Raw genomic sequence first — 21,409 nt, 5'->3', positions numbered from 1 at the left:
TTCATCATCAGTTCACAACAATGTCACAAGTTGCTCAAGCTCAGATTGCTTGATTTGTGCAGTGAGCGAAATGCGTAATCGTGAACTGTTTTGTGGCACTGTCGGTGGACGCACAGGCATGATGTAAAAACCTGCATCCTGCAACGCTTTGGCTTTCACCACAGTTTTGGTAGATTCACCGATAATCACAGGGACGATATGCGAACTCGAAGGACAGTCAAAACCCTGATTAATTACAACTTGTTGTAAGTATGTGCTGAGCTGTTGTAAATGCTGACGTTGTGAATTTAAGTTCAGCACTTTCTGAAAAATAAAATGTGTCCATGCCATACAGATCGGTGGTTGCGCTGTACTGAAGATCAATGGACGCATGGCATTGATCAAATAATCCCGAATAATTGCATGACAAATCAAATATCCACCGACTGAGGCAATGGCTTTACCAAATGTCCCAACCAAAAGATCAATCTCATCGATCACGCCATATTGTTCTACACAGCCTAAACCTTGCTCGCCACGTACACCAATCGCATGTGCTTCATCGACATAGAGCATGACTTTGGAAAATTGTTTTTTGATGCGAACCAGTTCAGTTAAATCCGTTTCATCACCATCCATACTGAAAATGGATTCAGTCACCACAATGATGCGATCAAAGGCTTCATCATCATGATATTTCTGTAAAAGTTGCGTCAGATGAGCCAAATCATTATGACGATAACGCACATATTTTGCAGTCGATAAACGAATCCCATCAATCATACTTGCGTGAATCAGTTTGTCAGCAAGAATCAAAGTTTTACTGTCCGCAAGTGCAGGTAAAATTCCAATATTCATGTGATAACCACTGTTAAATAACAGTGCAGCACGACCATAAAAAGCCTGACTTAAACTCGCCTCAAGCTGTTCATATTCAGGAAAATTTCCTGTGAGTAAGCGTGAAGACGTCGAACTCATCCAGCGCTGCTCATTCGGTGTTTCATCAAAGAACTGTTCACGCAATTGCAGATCAGAATTTAAACCTAAATAGTCATTCGATGCGAGATTCAACATGCGTCGATCATTGATTTGAATATAACGATCATGCTGAATATTGGTGGTGAATTGACGGAAATTACCTTGCTGTTTCAGTTGATCCAGTTGTGCTGAAAAATGCTCCAGTAAATGACTCACGATGCATTCTCCATATCACTTTTCATATTTTTAACGACTTCAACCAATTGTTCCAACAGTATTTTTAATTCATTTTCGGAAATAACATAAGGCGGCATCACATAGACCAGTTTCCCAAATGGACGAATCCAGATCCCACGGCGCACAAACTCTTGTTGCAGGGTTTTCATATCGACATTAAAGGTCAATTCCACCACGCCTATTGCACCCAAAACACGCACATCATTGACAAATTCGAGCTGTGCCAAAGGTTGTAAATGACTCGATAATTGCTGTTCAATGCGCAGGATATTGCTTTGCCAATCCTGTGAAATAAGCAGTTCAGTACTTCGTACCGCCACTGCACATGCCAAGGGATTTGCCATAAAAGTAGGACCATGCATAAACACACCAGCTTCGCCCTGACTGATGGTTTTCGCTACTTTTTTTGTGGTCAGCGTCGCAGATAAGGTCATATAACCGCCCGTCAAACCTTTGCCTATGCACATAATGTCAGGCTCTACACCTGCCCATTCCCATGCAAAAAGCTTGCCCGTGCGTCCAAAACCTGTGGCGATTTCATCGAAAATCAGCAGAATATTGTATTTTTCACAGAGCAATTTGGCTTGGCGTAAATATTCAGGATGATAAAAACGCATCCCCCCTGCACCTTGTACAATTGGTTCAAGGATTAAAGCGGCAATATTTTCGTGTTGTTCTGCTAAAGTTTTTTCAAGTTCAGCAATGTCTAATGGATTCCATTCTTCATCAAAAGCTGTTTGCGGAGCAGGAACAAAAATCCGATTCGGCAAACTTGAACCAAAAATCTGATGCATCCCTGTAACAGGATCACACACCGACATCGCATTCCATGTATCGCCATGATAGCCCGAGCGTGGTGTAACAAAATTAGTTTTTTCTAATTTTCCAAGTGATGACCAATACTGTACTGCCATTTTCAGTGCCACTTCCACAGCAACAGAACCTGAGTCGGCATAGAAAATTTTATCCAAACTTGGTGGGGTAATTTTAAGTAACAATTTACCCAATTGAATCGCAGGATCATGGGTAAAGCCACCAAACATGATATGCGACATATTTTGCAGTTGATCAGTCACTGCCTGATTCAGTTCAGGATGATTATAGCCATGAATCGCGCACCACCAGGACGACATGCCATCAATCAACTGACGACCATCTTCAAGTTCGATGATTGCACCTTGCGCCCTTTTTACTTTAAAAGTCGGCAAAGGATGAGTCATAGAAGTATAAGGATGCCAGATATGTTGTTGATCAAATGCCTGATCACTGAGTTGATCATTTAACGAATCATCTAACATTTGGTTTGATTCAGTATTTGAATCGGTCATCCTTAACTTCCTTTATCTCTCACAACAGGATTAAAACTTTTCATCATTCACATCTCTTTCTCCCCTCATGGAAAATAAAGAGGGATTCGGCAAAGATGGAAAGTTTTAATTGAACGTTTTAAATCTTAAACCTGCATGAATGATAAATAAATTGCGAGATGCACCACTTATCAGGATGTTTGCTTTATTTTTTGTAAATATTGGCAGATTTTGTCAGTTGCTAAGTCAACCTGGAAAACAGGTAAGCCATGTGAGCCACTGATTAGCTCAGCCTGCAAAAACTTTGCATCTAATTTCTGAAGATTATCCAAGACTTTGTAACTAACTAAGTAATCCTGCTTTCCAAAGAGATGGTACTGATGACCTGCGTAGCTTTTTAAAATATCAACAAGATTTAAACCCTCTAACAGGTTTAGTCCATCCTGTAACAGTTCTATTTTCTGCGCCTGAATCAAACTTTGCAACTTTACAAAATCTGCTTTAGTACTTTCCACACCCTGGCAGACCATATAGCCAAATTTCTTTAAGGTCTCAATTGCATCAGTTTCAAAGGATTGTTTAAAACTTTGGAATGTCATTTGTGGCATTGCCGTTTGCCATTGATCATTGGCAACAAAACAAGGATTGGATGCTAATGTGATCAACACTTTTTGTTGCTGATATTGCTTGGAAATTTGATAAACCAATAAAGTGGCAAGTTGCCCACCCAAAGACCATCCGATAATCACATCAAACGCTATAGCTTTTTCAGTTTGGCGTTGTAATTCTGCATCGTCCAAGGCATTGAAAATATTGATCAGTTCAACTTCATGTCCCTGATTCTGTAAAGCCTGTTGTAAGGCGCTGAGTAGTTTAGTACCACCGCCCCAACCTGTAATGAGTAAAATTTTTTGATTCAATGCAGACTCGAAAATATTCTAAAATTAGAAACAGTATAAAACCTGACAACGCATTTTAAATAACTAATTGACATTACGCAGTGATATAAAACAACACTCTAAACCCTGAAGAATATGGATATGCGAAAACGTCATCCGCAACTGTTTGAGGCAGGACTAAATAAACAAGTTAATGTTTCTGCGATGCGTTGAAATATTTGACGGATGTTAACGAGTTTTACGGATGACAATGGTTTTGCTTACTTTTCCCGAAAGAAAAGTAAGTCCAGCGGAAGGCTAATCCTTAAATCTAAATGTTTGAGGTAAGACTCCATCGAGCAAGCTTTAAAATAATTTTAAAAAGACATCTTCTTTCAAATACGTAACATCAGTTACTAAATTAATTATTATGTTTACTATCCTAAAATTTAATACTTCTAGCAGACTTTACATTCGGTATTGATTTTTGTTTCTTTTCATCACGAATAGATTAGAAAATTTGCTAAGATCAAAACAGCTTAAATGTAGGAAAAACCTGTGATGAAATTCGTTAAAGTCGTAAGTATGAGTCTACTTTCCATTTCTACATTAGGCATGTTCAATTTCGCCCAGGCTGAAAACTCGGTCTTTTCCAAAGTAGATTCAGATCAGAAACAATGGGTGGGCAAACCTGCACCAGGCTTTAAACTCCAGGATCAAAATGCAAAATGGCATGAACTGAGTCAGTACAAAGGCAAATGGGTCGTACTCTATTTCTACCCAAAAGATAACTCACCAGGTTGCACCCAGGAAGCCAATCAATTCAAAAGTCTATACCCACAATTTATCAAAAATAATGCAGTGGTTTTAGGCGTAAGTCTGGATGATATCCAGTCACATCAAAAATTCTCTGAAAAATTAGGGCTGAATTTTCCAATCCTTGCAGATAACAATCATCGACTCGCACAGCAGTTTGGCATTATCCGTAATTTAGGAATCGCTAAAATTGCAAAAAGAGAAACTTTTCTGATTGATCCCCAGGGAACAATTGTCTACCACTACAGCAGTGTAAATACACAGACACATGCAGGGCAGGTTCTGGCAGATATTCAAAAGTTTTCGAAATAATAATCCATAAAAAAGCCTTTAGATTGATCACCTAAAGGCTTTTTTCACCTCGTCTTAACTTTTTCCTCAAGGAAAATAAGCAGATGAAAGAATCTTACATCTGAGACTGAATATAGTTCTGTAGACCAATCAACTCAATCAAGCGCATCTGCTTTTCCAGCCAGTATGTATGATCTTCTTCAGTATCCGACATTTGCTGACGAAGCATATCACGGGTCACATAGTCGCCATGTTCTTCAGCAAGTTTTACACCTTTTGCCAGTTTGTCACGGACATGATATTCAAGTGCAAGGTCAGCTTTCAGACATGTCACAACATCGGTACCGACTTCGATATCATCACGATCCATATTTGGCGTACCTTCAAGGAACAGTACACGGCGGATCAGCGCATCAGCATGAGAAGCTTCTTCCTGACTTTCATGGTCAATACGTTCGAAAATTTTGCCTAAACCCCAGTCTTCATACATACGGGAATGAATCAGGTATTGATCACGAGCAGCCAGTTCGCCACCGATCAACATGTTTAGATAGTCTATGACTTCTGGATTGCCACGCATTTCAAAAACTCCATACCCTTTTGCATTATTATGGACAACTTTCGACTGTTTTGCAAAATTTAATATGTGTAAGTTTATGATTTTTATAAAATTAAAATGAGAAACATACGCATTTGCAGTTTTAATAAACAATTTTCCATATAAAAAATAAACCTTTGCAGAGTCTGATTGAATCTGCAAAGGCATTCTGGCTCAAAAATTGTGATTGATTCTTTTTGTAACTATTAACAATGCTTCTTATTCACCGCACCTTGCTCAATTAAAAATGCCTTAATCACGCTTTGCTGCCCACAGTGAACCAGGTTCTGCATGTTTCATCCGTGTATTTGCCTGCTGATAAAAACGTATAAATGCCATTGCGAAAATAATGGCAAAAATATCAATCCACCACAGAAAAGAAGATGTTGCCCACAGCCCAAGATCAGGCATGATCAATGCCACAACCGATGTTAAAGGAATCAGTAGCAGGATCACTGCAATCATCAGATGTAAATGCGGTAATGCACGTGCCGCACCTATGCTGAAGCTGTAAAACAAAGCCAGTAAAAACACCGCATAGTAGCTGTATATAAACCAGTGGTTCAGACTGCCAGGATTTGCCGTAAAAACATAAGCCCAGCGTCCAAGCAACAGACTGACAGAAACTGCAAGTACACAGCCCAGACAGGCACCGATGGTCAGACTCGCCACAAAACAGACATCCTTGCGCTGTTGTGGTACAGGTAGATTTGGATTTTTCTGTCTTCTGATGCGTGACTCTATCCATAGAATATTGCCTGAATAAAACAGAAATGCACCACCAATTCCCAGGATGACATACATCCATCGGGTAATGTCACCACCATAGTTACCAAAATGCAGACTGAACATGGAGCGGATGACTTTATCCATAGCAGAACTGTCTGTGTTCAGGTTACGGGTACTGAAAGGCTTTTCCTGATAAGGATTGAACATCATGACATCAAAACGGTCACCCCTTAACATCTGATCAGGGCTGTACAGACTGGCTCTTGCAGATGCTTTTTCAGGATGATCCAGGTGATTAAAACTAATGGAGGAAATCTCATAATCCGGTGCCTGCTGCTGGATTTTTGCCAGTATTTTTTCCACATCCAGCTGTGGGACAGGTTCTGCAATCTGTGCCGCAGGTGGTCGTTCAAACAGCGGCTTACCTTTACTGACCAGTTGTCCAATACCATCATAAAACAGGTCATGAAATGCAAAAACAATAACCGTAACACTGATCAGAATATGAAAAGGTAAACTGGTGATTCCCACAACATTATGCGCATCCAGCCAGAAACGTTTCTTGTTTTTACCCTTACGGATGGCAAAATAATCTTTCACCAGTGTCGGCAACAGCACGATCAGCCCTGTCATGATCGCAAGAAAATACAGAACAGCAACCACACCCATGACATACACACCCAGGGTGTGGTGTCCGAGCATGCCAGGTACGCCACCCGTTTCATGCAACTGCTCAATGAGCCAGCCAGCTTTGGACAGATTCTCCTGCCTGACCTGTAAAGAACCATCAGGATTCAGTGTCGCGAGCATACTGTTCTGATGCAGATCAAAATCATGATCATCCCTCTCAGCTTTTTTGTCCGAAATCCACTGGATTGGTGCGTTATAAAACTCTCTGGAATTTACATTAATCTGAAAACTTTTCTTCGCTTCGGGATACTTCTGCTGAACCTGCTCAATCAGCTCATTGTACTGATTCTGCTGTACAGCGCTCAGGCTTTGCCGAGGAGGAGTCGCCCACTTACTTAAGTCATGCTGAAACATGCTCAGCCCACCTGCAAAAAAACAGATAAACAAAAGAATCCCTGCGCTGATGCCGACCCAGGTATGCAGCTCTTTGGACAGTCGAAGAATATCAGTACGGACTTTCATACAGACTTAACCCCTCAACCAGAACACAAGGCTGTACGCAATCACATTCAACAGCAGAAAAATCAAAATCGCCTGCCAGCCACGTGGAATATAGTAAGCCACAAAAAACAAAGGCAACCAGATCCAGGGAATCGACCACATACCAAGCTGAGGCGCAAAGCCCTTTTCAATATGGTTCAGCCCCCACATGGTGATCAGAGCAGAACAGGCAAAAGCAAAACTCAGCCCCAGTAATGCGCCTGCAAAGGTTTTACTCCACCAGTCAGGTTGAATCTTTTGCTGAGTCAGCGCTTTCATGAGGAACATACCTTTTGAACAGAGGAATAAAGGGAAGAAATGACCATGCCACCAGTAAAGTCATGAGCCACATGCAGACTGCCACAAGTTTCGGCAGTACAAATAAAAAGACTGGCAACGCCAGTAAAATAAAAATCAGACCTGTATAGCGGTATGATCGTGGCAGAAACTGCCTGAATATCTGCTGATTGGGATGACTGAGATAGATCAGCAGACTCCCTGTGAAACCCAGCAGGAAAGCAAGTATTTTCATGTTGATTTTCCATCAAGACATACAGCTGAAAACAGAAAAAGCCCATTACACGGTAATGGGCTGATCAACATCAGAAATCGAAAGTAACACCGACTTTATAGGTACGTGCACCACCTACAACCAGGTAGTCAGGATTGAAAATACCTTCCCAGTATTTTTTATTGGTGACATTATCAACATTGGCAAGGAAGGTTGTATTCACCCCACCCACTTTTGTCTTATAACGGGCACCTAAGTCCCAGATGGTGAAATCAGGCAGCTCCAGGGTATTGCGGTTATTTGTGTACTGTTCACCCACGTAACTGGCACGGGTATTTACACTCAGCCCATCCACAAATGGAACTGCATAATCCAGACCCAGTGTCGCAGTCCATTCAGGTACGCCATAAATTTTCTTACCTGAAACGTCTTCATCCTTGCCTGAAATTTTCGCTTTACCCTTGGTGTACTCTGCGTCGGTATACGCCACACCACCCATCAGACTGAGGTCTTCCAGCACTTTACCTGAAAATGCCCACTCGACACCACGTGAACGGGTTTCCACACCATCTGTTGTCTGCTGTGTTTTACCATTGGCATCTTTAGGAATACTGACTGTCATCACACCCGGTTTTTCAATCTGATATAAAGCCAGAGTATTTAACCAGCTGCCTTTCTGATATTTCGTACCGAACTCATACTGCTTGGTCTTAAACGGTGCAAAGGTCACCTTGTCATTAACATCATTGACATTGTTGACTGTTGAACCTTCGGTCAGACCTTCAACATAACTGGCATAAAGGGACAGGTCTTCTCCAAATGGTTTAACAACAATACCCAGGCTTGGTGATACTTTATCTTCGTTATAGTTTGTTTTATTGACCAGGTTGCGGGTATCAATGTCCTGATAACGCAGACCTAAAATCAGCTGAAGTTTATCGTCAAGTACAGACAGCTGATCAGTCAGGCTATAACTGGTATATTCATTGTCCGCCAGCGGCACAATATTTGGTTTAGTCAGCGGCATATTACCCTGACTTGAAGGGTTGTAGATATTGGTCTCAAAATCAACCTGTGCAGCCCCACGCCCTTCATGCTGGTTTACTTTGCGCTTTAAATAATCAGTTCTCAGTCCAACCGTATGTTTGACTACCCCCGTATTAAATTTAGACTCAATCCCTGCATTGGCAGCCGTATTTTTTTCATTTGCGCCGACACGGTAATACTGTGAAGTGGCTGTACCATCTTCCTTACCAACAATCATCCTCGTTCCGAACAGGTGTCCTGCATATTCTTTTTCTGCATAACCCACCCCTGCATAAGCTTTCAGGTCAGGTGTAAAAGCATACTCTCCTGACAATCCTGCAAATTTACTGTCTGTGTTACCGCTCAGATGAGGAAAATAGTTCAACCCACCCTTTGGTGCAGCCAGGATGTGGTCCACACTGCCATACTTATTTTTTACATCAGGTCCCATTGCAATCATTGCCGGTGAACCACCTTTACGGTCTTCACGAATTGCGTAGGAATCAAAATTGATTTTCAGTTTATCTGTGGTGTAATCCGCTGCAAGAGCACCGGAAGCATGGCGGTCTTCCATACCCTCAATGATATGCTCACCATCTCCATAGACACCATTTACACGGACACCGAACTCTTTGCTTTCACCAAAACGACGTGAAAAGTCAAAGCCCGATTTATAGTAACCACCATCTTCATACATGGCAGAAACCTGGGTACGGTCTTTGTCTGCACGTTTAGAGTTTGCAATCACAACCGCGCCTACACTGCCGGTTGGTGGTACACCCGCTACAAGGGCATTGGGTCCTTTAAGGACAGTGACTGTTTCAAGAAACTCCGTCGGAACACGACCATAAGGTGCCATGCCATAAAAACCGTTGTAATTCATGTCTTCATGGTTGACATCAAAACCACGGATTTTAAAGTTTTCGTTTAAATGTCCCTGATTGGAAGTAATCCGGATACTGGCATCATTTTTAAGGATCTGCCCAACCGTTGCCGCCTGCTGCTGTTCAATCAGCTCTTTCGTATATTCAGTCACTGTATAAGGTGTATCGACAACTTTACGCTCACCAAGAATACCCAGTTTTGTTTTCTCAGCCAGTTTGCCATCTGCAAAACCCTGCGGATCTGCCTCTGCTTTTGTTTTAATTACAGGCAGTACATGCCCCTCATCTGCCCAGATCATCTGACTGAAACAGCCACCCATCATGATCAGCCCAACAGAACTCACCAATATTTTTTTAGAGAATACTTTCATACCAGAATAATTTACGAGTAATAATGAGAATGATTATTGTATACATAATCATCTTTGTTAATAATTGTGTTTTTTAATGTTATTTTAAGGTTTAATCTGTTTTACAAATGATTATTATTCTCAATAATATACCAATAAAAAACTCAGCATTCCTGCTGAGCTTCCATAAAACTTAAATTTGAAAAAAAATCAGTTCTGTCCATATTCCTGCATCAATGCCAGAAACTCCTGTTCATTCAATACAGGAATACCGAGTTTTTCAGCTTTTTCCAGTTTTGAACCGGCTTTTTCACCAGCCACAACACATTTCGTTTTTGCTGAAACACTGCCACTGACCCGAGCCCCCAAAGCCTGCAACATCTGAGTCGCATCATCACGTCCCATTGTTGCCAGTGTTCCTGTAATCACCCAGCTTTCACCGTTTAAAGGCTGACGGGTCGGCGCAACCGGTGCATCCCAGTGAATGCCCGCAGCAATCAGACGATCCACAACTTCCAGGTTATGTTCAGCCTGAAAAAAGTCAATAATCCACTCCGCTGTAATATCTCCAACATCCGGCGTTTTTTTCAGAGCTTCCAGATCAGCATGGCGCAAGGCATCCAGCGTCTGGAAGGTATTGGCAAGCATACGTGCTGTTGTTTCACCAACACCGCGTATTCCCAGCGCATAAATAAAAGCAGCAAATGTGGTCTTTTTGCTCGCTTCAATGGAGTCAATCAGGTTCTGAACTGACTTTTCGCCCATTTTTTCAATGCTGAGCAGTTGTTCACGATGTTCATGCAGATGATAAATATCGGCAACATCCTTAAGTAAATCCAGGTGCAGCAATGATTCAGCCCAGCGGTCTCCCAGACCTTCAATATCCATGGCTTTACGGGAAACAAAGTGCCGAATCGCTTCAATCCGTTGAGCAGCACAGTACAGTCCACCCGAACAGCGCGCCAGTGCCTCTCCCTCAGGCATCACGACTGGCGAAGCGCAGACAGGACACTGAGCAGGAAGTTCAACCTCGACGGCATCTGCAGGACGGAATTCAGGCCAGACTTTTTCAACTTTAGGAATCACATCACCACTGCGATAGACACTGACGGTATCGCCAATACGCACATCCAGGCGATGAATTTCTCCAATGTTATGCAAAGTCACATTGGAAACTGTAACGCCCCCCACTGCAACCGGATTCAGACGTGCCACAGGAGTAACTGTTCCGGTCCGTCCTACCTGCCAGTCAATATTTTCCACTGTGGTCAGTGCTGCAACTGCAGGGAATTTATAAGCCGTTGCCCAGCGCGGTTCCCTGCTTAAAAAACCCAGCTGTTGCTGTTGCTTTAAGTCATCCACTTTGATGACCATGCCATCAATTTCCACCAGCAGCTCAGGGCGTTCACGGTTGATCTGCTCATATTTTTCCTGTACCTCCTGGATGGAGTCACAGACAAAATGACGCTCTCCGACAGCAAAACCAAACTGAGTCAGCCACTCCAGGCTGGCAGACATGGATGTCAAACCATGATTCGGTTCACACTGAGCAATACCATAAGCATAAAATGCCAATGGACGGGACGCAGCAACTGCCGGATCAAGCTGACGCAGACTGCCGGCTGCGGCATTTCGCGGATTGGCAAAGGTCTTTTCACCTTTGGCTTCATTTTCTGCATTCAGCTTCTCAAAACCTGCCTTAGGCATCAGCACTTCACCGCGGACTTCGAGTAAGCGTGGTACATCCACTTGATCTGAGCTTAAGACTTTAGGCAGATTACGAATGGTCTTCACATTCTGAGTAATAACCTCACCCGTTTCACCATCACCACGGGTCACACCACGAATCAGCACACCATTTTCATACCACAGCGAAATCGCCAGTCCATCAAATTTCAGCTCGACATCGTACTGAATCTTCTGGTTAGGCAAGCGTTCCTCAATACGGCGGGCAAATGCAAAAAGTTCTTCCTGATTGAATACATTACCAAGTGACAGCATCGGTACGGTATGGGTAATGTTTTCAAATTTTGATAAAGGTTTACCCCCAACCTGACTGACAGGTGAGTCAGTCTGAACCAGTTCAGGATACTGCTGTTCCAGTGCCTTTAACTGATGAAAAAGCTGGTCATATTCACTGTCTTCAATCTCAGGCTGATCCATCACATAATAAGCATGATTATGCTTTGCCAGCAGCTGAATAAGCTGACGCATCTGTTGAATGACAGGATTCTGTTCCATATATATTTCACCATTAAAAAAGGGCGGTTAGTTCCGCCCCTGAAATCTTTACTGAATACTATTATAAAAGTGCTGCTTCTACTTTCAAACCTGTTCAGGCAATTGTTTTCTGTCCTGAACGGTCTTTTTGTCCATGGCGGTAGTCAATTGCCTGATGGCGCCAGTGTTCACGTAACTGGGGCGTAAATTCAAGATGGTTCTGATCGTAGACCGTACCGTCAATTTCACGGGCAATCAGACCTGAAATGCTGATCATGGTATCAAATGCATTCTGAACATCCGAATGTGGCAATGCCAGGAAAAATGCCAGTCCTTTAACCTGCTCTGTCGACAGGTTTTCCAGGTCAAAACCTGCCGCGCCTTCATCAGTAATCTGCAGAACAGAAAACAGTAATTTTGTACCGTCTTCATTATAACGGTGAAAACACGCCATTTCACCAAAACGCAGACCATATTTCAGCAGAACTTTCAGCGCTTTGTCCCCTGCCAGTACACGTCTTTCAGGATACATATTCAGCGCAATGAAGTCCTCTGCTGTAGATAAGGCACTTTCCTCATCCACAATCCGCTGCTCATAAAGATGCGCATCCAGAATGCTGCTTTCATCATTAAATTCTGTAATTTCAGCTTTTTCAACATGTTCATTCAGACTGAATTCTGAAGACTCTTTCTCAGCTGTATCAGTTACTGTCGGGTCTGTTTCAGAAATGCTCTGTTCAGTTTCTGTCTGTGATGCAACAGCCTGTGTTTCAGTTTCAGACTCCGCTGAATCTTCTTTTGGTGCTGTATTTTCAGACAATGCCGGTTCAGATAGCACTGTTGCATCTTCGGTTTTCTGAAGTGAGGTTAGATCAGATTCATCTGAGTTTTTCAGTTCTGCTTTTAACACTGAAGCATCTTCAACTGCAGCAACTGTTTCAGATGTTACAGGCTTGGGTTCAGGTTTCTGATCTTCCTCACTGAGCTGAACATCAGCAGTGTTGAATACAGGTTCCACCCGTTCAGCTTCAGCTGTATCTGTCTGTAACTGATCACGGACATGTCTTGGAATGACCGGTTTCTGACAGTCCTCATTGATATGAAGTTCCGAGTCAAGCGAAGGCGCTGCATCGGATGGCTTCTTCAGTATCATCCGCAACCCCAGGAACATAATCAGAATGGCAACAACAATGCCAATAATCGTAGTAATTTCCATTTATGCCTCCGCGACCAGACTGTACTCTCTTGCTTCTTCCAGATTGACTGCCACCAGTTTTGAAGTTCCCGGTTCAGGCATGGTCACCCCCAGCAGATCAGTAGCCATGGTCATTGCAACCTTATTATGTGTAATGTAAATGAATTGAACCTGTTCAGACAGCTCTTTTACCAAATTACAAAATCTTCCTACATTTGCATCATCAAGTGGTGCATCAACTTCGTCCAGTACACAGAATGGTGCCGGGTTCAGTCTGAATATTGCAAAGACCAGTGCCAGTGCTGTCAGGGCTTTTTCACCACCTGAAAGCAAAGCAAGTGAACTGTTTTTCTTACCCGGTGGTCTGGCCATCAGTTTTACACCTGATTGCCAGTCATCTTCAAGACTTAAACTGGCTTCACCGCCATTAAATACCTTTGGAAACAGTTCCTGCAACTCAGTATTGACCTGATCAAAGGTAGACATGAACAGTTTGCGGGTTTCCTGATCAATACTCTTCATGGCTGCCTGCAACTGATCAACCGTTTTCTGCAAATCTTCCATCTGATGGCTGAGTTCTTCAAAACGGCGGGACACATCTTCATATTCTTCTGATGCTGCCAGATTGACAGCCCCCAGTTTTTCAAACTGTTGCTGTGATTTTTCGAGTTTCTGCTGATGTGAAGTCAGTTCAATACTCAACCCTGTCTGCATTTCTGCATTCATTTCTTTGAGCTGATCTGAATAATGCTGTAAATCAGACTTTGCGGACTGCCAGGATAATCTTTTTTCTTCCAGCTGAGTCCGCAGTTTTTCATCACGCTGTTGCTGTAGATGACGCTGTTCTGTCAGGGTTTTCTGTTTTTCCTGAACACTGTTTAATTCATTCTGCCATTCGCCCCAGGTTTTCTGCAGTTTTTCAGTCTGGGTCAGCTGTTCAGTGAACTGTGTTTCGAGTGCTGGCAATTCCAGCTGAACAGGATCTACAAACTTTTTAGCCTGCTCCATCTGAGCCTGTGTCTGGCGCTGCTGTTCTTTCAGAAATGAGGCATCTTTTTCAAGCAGTTCAATCTGCTGACGAATCTGTACTGACTGCCTGCGGATCAGCTCAAGTTCCTGTACGGACTGCTGTGACTGCTGATGAGAGCTTTCCAGCTGTTCACTGAGTTCATCCGACTGGAACTGCATGGTTTTGTAGCCTGGCAGCAACTGTTCCAGTTTTAAGGACAGTGAATGCAGATCAATTTCCAGATCATCTTTCTGCATTGCATCTTCTTCAAGCTGTTCATCCAGCTGTTGAAGCTGATTCTGAAGCTGCTGCTGCTGAAGGGTAAATGCCTGAACAACTGTCTGAGCTTTTGCAAGCTGAACATCCAGATGCTGAACTGATTTCTGTAACTGTTTCTGCTGTTCCTGACTGCTCTGCAGGGCTTTCTGCACAGCCGTAATATTCAGCTGTATTTCAGGCAGTTTCTGGTTTTCAAGTTCAGCTGATGGCACTTTCTGCGCCAAAACTTCCTGAATTTCTTCCAGACGGATACGGTGACTGAGCGCCCCCTGTCCTGCCTGTGAGTCTTCATCATACAACAGCCCAATCACCCAGTCAGAACCGACATGATAACCATCCAGACTCAGAATGGACTGTCCTGGCTGTAACTTCGACTGACATTCCAGAGCATCTTTAAGACTTGCTGCAACTGTAACCTGCTGCCATAAAGAATGCTTCGGTTCTTCAATCCACTCAGCAAGGCTTTTCATTCCATTGAGTGAAAATACTGAACTGTTACCGGTTTCTTTCAGCTGTCTGGCTGTTTCAGGTTTAAATTCAGCTTGTTCTTCAACGATATGTGCTTTAAGCCATTTAGACAGCAGACGTTCAATCAGCTCAGCATGCGCTTTTGCATCTGTGCTTAACTGCAGTTTCTGCATCAGTTCCACATGATCTGTTGTGGCAGGGCTATGCCTGATCATCAGCTGATTTAAATTTTTCTGTTCAGACTCGAGTACCTGAATTTCAGATTTCAGCTCTGCACACAAGGCTTTCTGTGCTGTCTGCGTCTCCAGTAACTGCTCCAGTTCAGCTTTAGCAGATAATATCCGTTGCTCCAGCTGTTCCAGCTGTTGTACTGCCTGTAAGCGATCCTGTTCCAGCTGTTCTGTTTCTTCCTGCTGGAACTGATTTTTAATCTGCACAGCCTGCTGTTTTAAGGTCTCTTTCTGCTGTTCAATCCGTGCAATATTTTTTGCCAGCTGTTCACTCTGAGCCTGCATCTGCAGTTTTTGCTGCTGCTGTTTTTCCACCTGCACACGGATCTGTTCAAATTCCTGCTGCACCTGCGCCTGCTGCGCTTTCAGATCAGAATAACCCTGTACTTTCTGCTGACTCTGACTTTCCTGATCCTGTAGCTGTTCAGTCAGTTCTTCATTCTGGGCATGCAGCGTTTCCAGTTGCAGCTCAAGCAGCTGAAGTTTCTCTTTGGTCTGAGTTTTCTGTGTTTCAAGCTGAGAAAGCGTCGTCGTGTTCTGCTGAAAAAGCGACTGCTTCTGTTCCAGCATGACTTTCAGTTCAGCCAGTTTTTTTTCTGCCTGCTGCCATTCATTCTGTAGAGGCGTGGACTGCTGAATCAGACGCTGAAACAGCTCACTGGTTGCTGTCAGGTCATGCTCAAGGGTATTCAGTTCGGAACGGACCAATTTAAAGGTTTCGCCCAGTTCATTCATCTGCACAGTATATTCCTGTTGCAGCATCATGCTCTGTTCGCACTGAAAAGACAGAACTTCCACTTTGATGGTTCTGATCTGCTTTTCAAGTTCACGGTACTGAATGGCAGTTTCGGACTGTCTTTTTAGGGTTTTCAGCTGAGATTTCAGCTCTGAGGCAATATCATCCAGTCGGGACAGATTCTGAGTGGTATGTTCAAGATGCTGCATCGTTTCACGGCGGCGTGCCTGATAACGGGATACACCTGCGGCTTCTTCAATAAAGACCCGCATTTCTTCGGGCTTGGCATCCACCAGGCGGTTAATCATGCCCTGTTCAATAATCGCGTATGAGCGCGGCCCCAGACCTGTTCCCAGAAAAATATCGGTAATATCCCGACGACGGCACTTTGTCCCATTTAAAAAATATTCAGACTTGCCATCACGGTTCACCTGTCGGCGTACAGCCAGCTCATTATAAGCATTGTACGCCCCACCGAGTTTGCCATATGTGTTGTCAAACCGAAGTTCCACACTGGCAACACCCACAGCCTTACGCTTTGCCGTCCCTGTGAAAATAACGTCCTGCATACTGCCACCACGCAGCTGACGGGCACTTGACTCCCCCATCACCCAGCGAATGGCATCTATGACATTTGATTTTCCACACCCATTCGGACCCACAACAGCGGTTCTGTTTGCTCTGAAATTTAATGTTGTACTGTCGGCAAAAGATTTGAAGCCGGAAAGTTTTAAGCTGCTTAAACGCATAATGTCCTGATTAACGACGCGAACGTCTTGCCCACGCAAGTTCGATTTGTTTCATCCGTGTCAGAGATTCCAACACAAGGTTACGCAAGTGTCGACAAAAATCTTCCATAAATAAAGTAGCTTGTTGTGATTTTCGGATTAAAATTGCATCGGTCACCAGTTTAAACAGATCAAACGACTCCTGAAGCTCACGGCGTGAAGTGTTTAAGGTCAGAAAATAACTGCGTCTGACCGAAGGAAGCAACTCCCTGTAAAACTTCATCAGATAAGGATTTGCGACCATATCCTGCTGACGTGACAGCCCCTGAAAAATCAGATCAAAAAACTTTTCAGTATTGCCCTGACGGCACTGCTCCGCCAGCTGTTCAAGCAACTGCTGCAACTCCTCTGCTTCATGTGTCCGCCAGGTTTCAGCAATCCGCTGTACCATCTGCCCCAGCAGCAATGCACAGGTATCAAACAGTGCCCGAACCTGCTGAGCTGACATTTCAGAAACAATCGCGCCACGGCGCGGAAAAATTTCAATCAGATGCGTTCTTTCAAGAAGTAACAGCGCTTCACGGACAGAACCACGACTGACGTCCAGTTCTTTGGCGATACGTAATTCCTGAATACGCTCGCCCTCAACCAGTTCACCACTGATAATCTGTTCACTGATATGTCGTGCAATCTGCTCCGACAAACTGTCTGTATCTTCCTGTTGCATACTGTACCTGTCTTGTTTTTATAGGATTGACTCAACATCCGGTCTTTCATTTTTTTCTTTTTACTCAGTTTTGCAAAAAAATACCATGTCATTGTCGGACAATTTACTGTCTTTACAGTCAGTACCCACAGGCGATCAGACAATCCAGGCTGTTATAAAAATACTTTGAATCCCTGATAAATAAAATAAATTCCGACCACTGTCAGCAAACAGGCAAAGCATTTTTTCAGCATAGCAGGTGAAAGTTTATGTGCCACTTTTGCTCCCTGCTTTGCTGTAATGAAACTCATGACACTGATTCCAATAAAGGCATAAATATGTACGTAGCCGATCGTACCGGGAATGCTGATATCCGACTGTTTGCCGAACCACATAAAACCCAGTGCGCCTGCAATGGCTATAGGCATGCCACAGGCCGCTGAAGTTGCCACAGCTTTCTGCATCACTACGCCATTTCTGTTCAGATAAGGTACCGTCAGACTTCCGCCACCGATACCAAAAATAGCGGAGGCTATACCAATTCCCCCGCCTGCAAGCATCTGCATTCCTGTAGATGGTAACTGTTTAGCCGTATCGACAGCGACCGCAGCACCTTTAAACATTTTAAATGCCACCCAGACCGCGAAGAACCCGATCAGCAACTGTAAACCCTGTCCTGACAGATAGTCCGCTATGCCTGCCCCAAGAAATGCACCGATCACAAGCCCAGGTGCCAGATTCTGCACCACCTGCCAGAGCACAGCCCCTTTTTTATGATGCGCACTGACCGAACTGAATGAGGTGACAATAATCGTTGCCAGCGACGTTCCCAGTGCCAGATGCATAATCACCGATGGATCATAATTCAGCTGGGTGAACACAATATACAGAATAGGAACAATAATCAGACCACCACCAACGCCAAACAGTCCTGCGGCAAAACCTGCGATTGCACCGATCACCAGATATATGATTAACTCCATAAACATTATCCCACTACGCTTAAATACAGATGGACATAGAAACCCGACAGTTGCAGCAACTCCTTTCGGAAGCCGGTCAACAGCCTGAAGTTCTGCTTCTTAAACCCGTCACTGAGTCAACCAATGATGATGTCAGGGAAATTGCACTGAAAGGTGTACAGAGTGTACTTGTATGCAGTACGAGACAGACTCAGGGGCGAGGACAGCGCCAGCGGCACTGGGTATCTCCGGAAGGAAACATCTATTTAAGCACAGTCGTAAATACCAGAATAGCCCTTGATGGACGTCTCGCCCTGGAAACAGCATTAAATATTCTACAGATGCCGGGACTACAAAACCTGGATATTCAGGTCAAATGGCCAAATGATCTGTACAGCCCTCAAGGAAAATGGGGCGGTATTTTAATAGAACCCATCAACAGCACTCAGGCTGTGATTGGGGTCGGAATCAACCTCGCTCCCGTGCCTAAAGAACAGATTGACCAGCATGTCACTTCACTGGCTGAACTGGGACTGCAGCATATCAGCCGTATCCAGCTGATTGCTGAACTGTATCTGGCTATACAGCAGGCAGGAGAATGGTTCAGTCACAACAGTGCCAATCTTGCTCAACGTTTTAACCACCATGCTGCATTTATGGATCGTGCAGTTGCATTTACCCAGAACTGTGAAATCACCACAGGTACCTTTAAGGGCATACAGAATGATGGTGCAGTACTGATTGAAACAGTAAACGGCACTGTTCCTTATTATCAGGGAAGCCTTAAACTGTCCGGACATGCAGAGTAAATCAATGAAAAAACTATGGCTGGATATTGGTAATACACGCTTAAAGTACTGGATTACTCAGGATGGTGACATCATTGAACATGCGGCTGAACTGCATCTGCAGTCTCCTGCCGACTTACTGCTGGGTCTGATTCATCATTTCAAGGCATTGAAGCTCAGTCAGGCTGGGGTTTCCTCTGTACAGGATAAAAAAAGCAATCAGCGTATCCGTGAGATTCTGAAAAAACTGGAAATACCTGTCATCTTTGCACAGGTACATGCTGAATATGCAGGACTGCAATGTGGCTATCAGGAAACATCTCAGCTCGGGATTGACCGATGGTTACAGGTACTTGCAGTGGTGAACTCGAATGATCAGAATTACTGTGTGATCAGCTGTGGAACCGCTTTGACCATAGACCTGGCGGATGGATTTCAGCATCTGGGAGGCTATATTCTGCCTAATCTTTATCTGCAAAGAGACTCCCTGATTCAGAACACCAAAGGCATTAAAATCCCTGACGCAGCTTTCAGTGAACTGAGCCCCGGCAGAAACACCATTGATGCAGTTCATCATGGTATTTTACTCGGGCTGATCAGCACCATTGAAAAAGTCATGCAACAGACTCCCCGTCAGCTGATTCTGACGGGTGGCGATGCTCCCCTGTTTGCACAGCATCTTCAGCAGTTTAATCCGACAGTGGAGTCAGATCTTCTGCTCAAAGGCTTGCAGCATTATATTGCTCATGCCGCTGAACACCCCTGATCAGTTAAAATACAAAAGGTGATCCATCAAAGTGGATCACCTCTCATTCGACTTTTTGATTATCCTCAGTCACACCACTGTTCAGTAAGGGTTGCAACAGTTCCCATAACTGCTGAAATTCAGCATAGCCATCTTCTTTCATAAAATGTCCCGCCTGCCTGACTTCTTTCATCTGTGCATTCAAAAAATGTCCAAACTGCAATGCCAGTGGTGGTGGGACATAGCTATCATTACTGGAAATAAACTGAACCGATGCCGGCAGGCAGTTCTGAAGAATACTGCCCTCCACTCTGACCTGTCGGATAAAATCATTCAGTTCTGGAATCGCAGGCAACGGTGACAGAAACCCCGCCACAAAAAAAACGGCTCGGATTCTTCCTGAGCGCGATTTAAAAGTACTGTTCAGATAGTGCAATGTCGCACAGCAACCCAGACTGTGAGCAACAATAATCGTATTTTCATTCAGGTTCGGGATCTGCATTTTCAGACACTCCTGCCAGGTCTGAAAATCAGGTGCTGCTGAATGTGCCATGACCACACGTTTGGAAAAGTGTCCTGCCTGCTGAATTTTCTGGCTTAACCAGGCAAACCAGTGATCATTTGGCGAAGCCCGATAACCGTGAACAATATAGACTTCCATTTTTTTCATTGCATTCAGAATATAAAATGAGTTCTCTTAAAACTACTGTTTTTTCTGAATAAAACGATATAGTGTTTTTGTAGTCGGTACTGTTTTTTATGAACATGATCCATGTTTCAATCGACATTTTAATCAAAAAATGACAACAAAGAATGTTTTGCTGAATTTTAAAATTCCCTTAAACTCAGACCAGTACATTTTTCATTTTCCCGATAACAATTTTAACAGTCAGGATGCTTTATGAACTTTAAAAATATTTTTTGCTTATCTGTTATTTCCTCACTCCTGTTTCTCAGTGGATGCTCTACAACTCAAGGACTGAAATCTGGACAGATCCCGACGGAGTTAAAATCCCAGCTGAGCAGCCAGCAGGCAATTGTGGGTTATTTCAGCCGCACAAAAAATGAGGAAGACTGTGGCTGTGCATCACAGATAGACTCCACCTATTCAAAAACACCGGTAGAAGACGGTTACTACCGTGTACTGCTTGGACGCAACGCAAAAGGTGATTTCCTGGTACAGGATTTTTACCAGAAAACGGGACATGCTCAGTCATCTCCTGCCTGGGTCACAGATCCACTGAAACTGTTCAGTTTTGATGGCAGTGACGTGGAAGGTCCTGTCACCCTGTATTATCCTGATGGTAAAGTCGCTGCAAAATTTACCAATAAAGACGGTGAAGCTATTGAGGGTGAAGACTATTATACCAACGGTCAGCTGGGCTCATTATTTAAAACAGATGATCAGGGGAACTCTGAATATCGTCTATGGTATGCCTCAGGTAAAAAAGCGGTCGAATATACCCTGAACAAAGACCAGGAAACCACCAGCGCTCAGGCGTGGAATGAAGACGGTTCTGACAATGAAGATATCGAAGGTGTTTTCAAAAAGATTTATGACCTGCTTGATCCTAAGTTCCAGGAATAAC

General features: G+C 43.7%; 18 protein-coding genes. 4 read left to right on the top strand and 14 right to left on the bottom strand.

Features of this window, described 5'->3' with window-relative positions; translation table 11 throughout:
• Nucleotides 1-12: 12 nt before the first annotated feature.
• The 3 genes from CDG61_RS04445 to CDG61_RS04435 form a co-directional block, all read right to left on the bottom strand.
• Nucleotides 13-1,173: an 8-amino-7-oxononanoate synthase gene (locus tag CDG61_RS04445; protein WP_171405572.1), complete on the bottom strand. Its 1,161-nt coding sequence runs from the start codon at nucleotides 1,171-1,173 to the stop codon at nucleotides 13-15.
• Entirely contained in the window at nucleotides 1,170-2,492 is a 1,323-nt protein-coding gene (gene bioA, locus CDG61_RS04440; protein ID WP_171405571.1) for an adenosylmethionine--8-amino-7-oxononanoate transaminase, read from the bottom strand. The genes CDG61_RS04445 and bioA overlap by 4 nt, the downstream gene beginning before the upstream one ends.
• A 200-nt stretch (nucleotides 2,493-2,692) precedes the next feature.
• Entirely contained in the window at nucleotides 2,693-3,421 is a 729-nt protein-coding gene (locus tag CDG61_RS04435) for a hydrolase (protein WP_087551259.1), read from the bottom strand.
• A 519-nt stretch (nucleotides 3,422-3,940) separates the two neighbouring features.
• Here CDG61_RS04435 and CDG61_RS04430 point away from each other — a divergent pair.
• Nucleotides 3,941-4,507, top strand: a complete 567-nt coding sequence (locus CDG61_RS04430; protein ID WP_087551260.1) for a peroxiredoxin — start codon at nucleotides 3,941-3,943, stop codon at nucleotides 4,505-4,507.
• A 94-nt stretch (nucleotides 4,508-4,601) separates the two neighbouring features.
• On the opposite strand, the gene ftn is transcribed toward CDG61_RS04430, so the two are convergent.
• The 10 genes from ftn to CDG61_RS04380 all read right to left on the bottom strand — a co-directional run bounded on the left by ftn (nucleotide 4,602) and on the right by CDG61_RS04380 (nucleotide 18,308).
• The gene (gene ftn, locus CDG61_RS04425; RefSeq protein ID WP_087551300.1) at nucleotides 4,602-5,066 is read right to left on the bottom strand and encodes a heteropolymeric bacterioferritin subunit Ftn; all 465 of its coding nucleotides are present in this window, start codon (nucleotides 5,064-5,066) and stop codon (nucleotides 4,602-4,604) included.
• A 270-nt stretch (nucleotides 5,067-5,336) separates the two neighbouring features.
• Nucleotides 5,337-6,965, bottom strand: coding sequence for a PepSY-associated TM helix domain-containing protein (locus tag CDG61_RS04420; protein ID WP_087551261.1), 1,629 nt, complete (start codon nucleotides 6,963-6,965; stop codon nucleotides 5,337-5,339).
• Between the two features lie 6 nt (nucleotides 6,966-6,971).
• The gene (locus tag CDG61_RS04415; protein WP_087551262.1) at nucleotides 6,972-7,262 is read right to left on the bottom strand and encodes a hypothetical protein; all 291 of its coding nucleotides are present in this window, start codon (nucleotides 7,260-7,262) and stop codon (nucleotides 6,972-6,974) included.
• Complete coding sequence (locus tag CDG61_RS04410; RefSeq protein WP_087513418.1) at nucleotides 7,228-7,515, bottom strand: hypothetical protein; 288 nt, start codon at nucleotides 7,513-7,515, stop codon at nucleotides 7,228-7,230. Before CDG61_RS04410 ends, CDG61_RS04415 begins: the two co-directional genes overlap by 35 nt.
• Nucleotides 7,516-7,585: 70 nt before the next feature.
• Nucleotides 7,586-9,775, bottom strand: a complete 2,190-nt coding sequence (locus CDG61_RS04405) for a TonB-dependent receptor (protein WP_087551263.1) — start codon at nucleotides 9,773-9,775, stop codon at nucleotides 7,586-7,588.
• Between the two features lie 189 nt (nucleotides 9,776-9,964).
• On the bottom strand, nucleotides 9,965-11,995 hold the full coding sequence (ligA, locus tag CDG61_RS04400) for an NAD-dependent DNA ligase LigA (RefSeq protein ID WP_087551264.1): 2,031 nt from the start codon (nucleotides 11,993-11,995) through the stop codon (nucleotides 9,965-9,967).
• Between the two features lie 94 nt (nucleotides 11,996-12,089).
• A complete protein-coding gene (locus CDG61_RS04395; protein ID WP_087551265.1) occupies nucleotides 12,090-13,190 on the bottom strand; it encodes a cell division protein ZipA C-terminal FtsZ-binding domain-containing protein in 1,101 nt (366 codons plus the stop codon).
• Nucleotides 13,191-16,640 carry a chromosome segregation protein SMC gene (smc, locus tag CDG61_RS04390; protein WP_087551266.1) on the bottom strand — a complete coding sequence of 1,150 codons (3,450 nt, stop codon included), beginning with the start codon at nucleotides 16,638-16,640 and terminating at the stop codon, nucleotides 13,191-13,193.
• Between the two features lie 10 nt (nucleotides 16,641-16,650).
• A complete protein-coding gene (locus CDG61_RS04385) occupies nucleotides 16,651-17,346 on the bottom strand; it encodes a GntR family transcriptional regulator (RefSeq protein ID WP_087513413.1) in 696 nt (231 codons plus the stop codon).
• A 152-nt stretch (nucleotides 17,347-17,498) separates the two neighbouring features.
• Complete coding sequence (locus CDG61_RS04380) at nucleotides 17,499-18,308, bottom strand: sulfite exporter TauE/SafE family protein (protein ID WP_087513449.1); 810 nt, start codon at nucleotides 18,306-18,308, stop codon at nucleotides 17,499-17,501.
• A 29-nt stretch (nucleotides 18,309-18,337) separates the two neighbouring features.
• Between CDG61_RS04380 and CDG61_RS04375 the strand changes: the two genes are divergently transcribed.
• The gene (locus CDG61_RS04375) at nucleotides 18,338-19,096 is read left to right on the top strand and encodes a biotin--[acetyl-CoA-carboxylase] ligase (protein ID WP_087551267.1); all 759 of its coding nucleotides are present in this window, start codon (nucleotides 18,338-18,340) and stop codon (nucleotides 19,094-19,096) included.
• Nucleotides 19,097-19,100: 4 nt separating this feature from the next.
• Complete coding sequence (locus tag CDG61_RS04370) at nucleotides 19,101-19,841, top strand: type III pantothenate kinase (RefSeq protein WP_087551301.1); 741 nt, start codon at nucleotides 19,101-19,103, stop codon at nucleotides 19,839-19,841.
• Between the two features lie 43 nt (nucleotides 19,842-19,884).
• Here the strand turns inward: CDG61_RS04370 and CDG61_RS04365 are convergent, their stop codons facing one another.
• Nucleotides 19,885-20,490 carry an RBBP9/YdeN family alpha/beta hydrolase gene (locus CDG61_RS04365; protein ID WP_087551268.1) on the bottom strand — a complete coding sequence of 202 codons (606 nt, stop codon included), beginning with the start codon at nucleotides 20,488-20,490 and terminating at the stop codon, nucleotides 19,885-19,887.
• Between the two features lie 231 nt (nucleotides 20,491-20,721).
• Here CDG61_RS04365 and CDG61_RS04360 point away from each other — a divergent pair, with 231 nt between their 5' ends.
• Nucleotides 20,722-21,408: a toxin-antitoxin system YwqK family antitoxin gene (locus tag CDG61_RS04360; protein WP_087551269.1), complete on the top strand. Its 687-nt coding sequence runs from the start codon at nucleotides 20,722-20,724 to the stop codon at nucleotides 21,406-21,408.
• The last annotated feature ends 1 nt before the right edge of the window (nucleotide 21,409 follow it).

It is taken from the genome of Acinetobacter sp. WCHAc010052, from assembly GCF_002165295.2.
GTDB classification, from domain to species: domain Bacteria; phylum Pseudomonadota; class Gammaproteobacteria; order Pseudomonadales; family Moraxellaceae; genus Acinetobacter; species Acinetobacter chinensis.
Note: the sequence above shows the minus strand (reverse complement) of the source record. Positions and strands in the feature narration are given on the sequence as shown.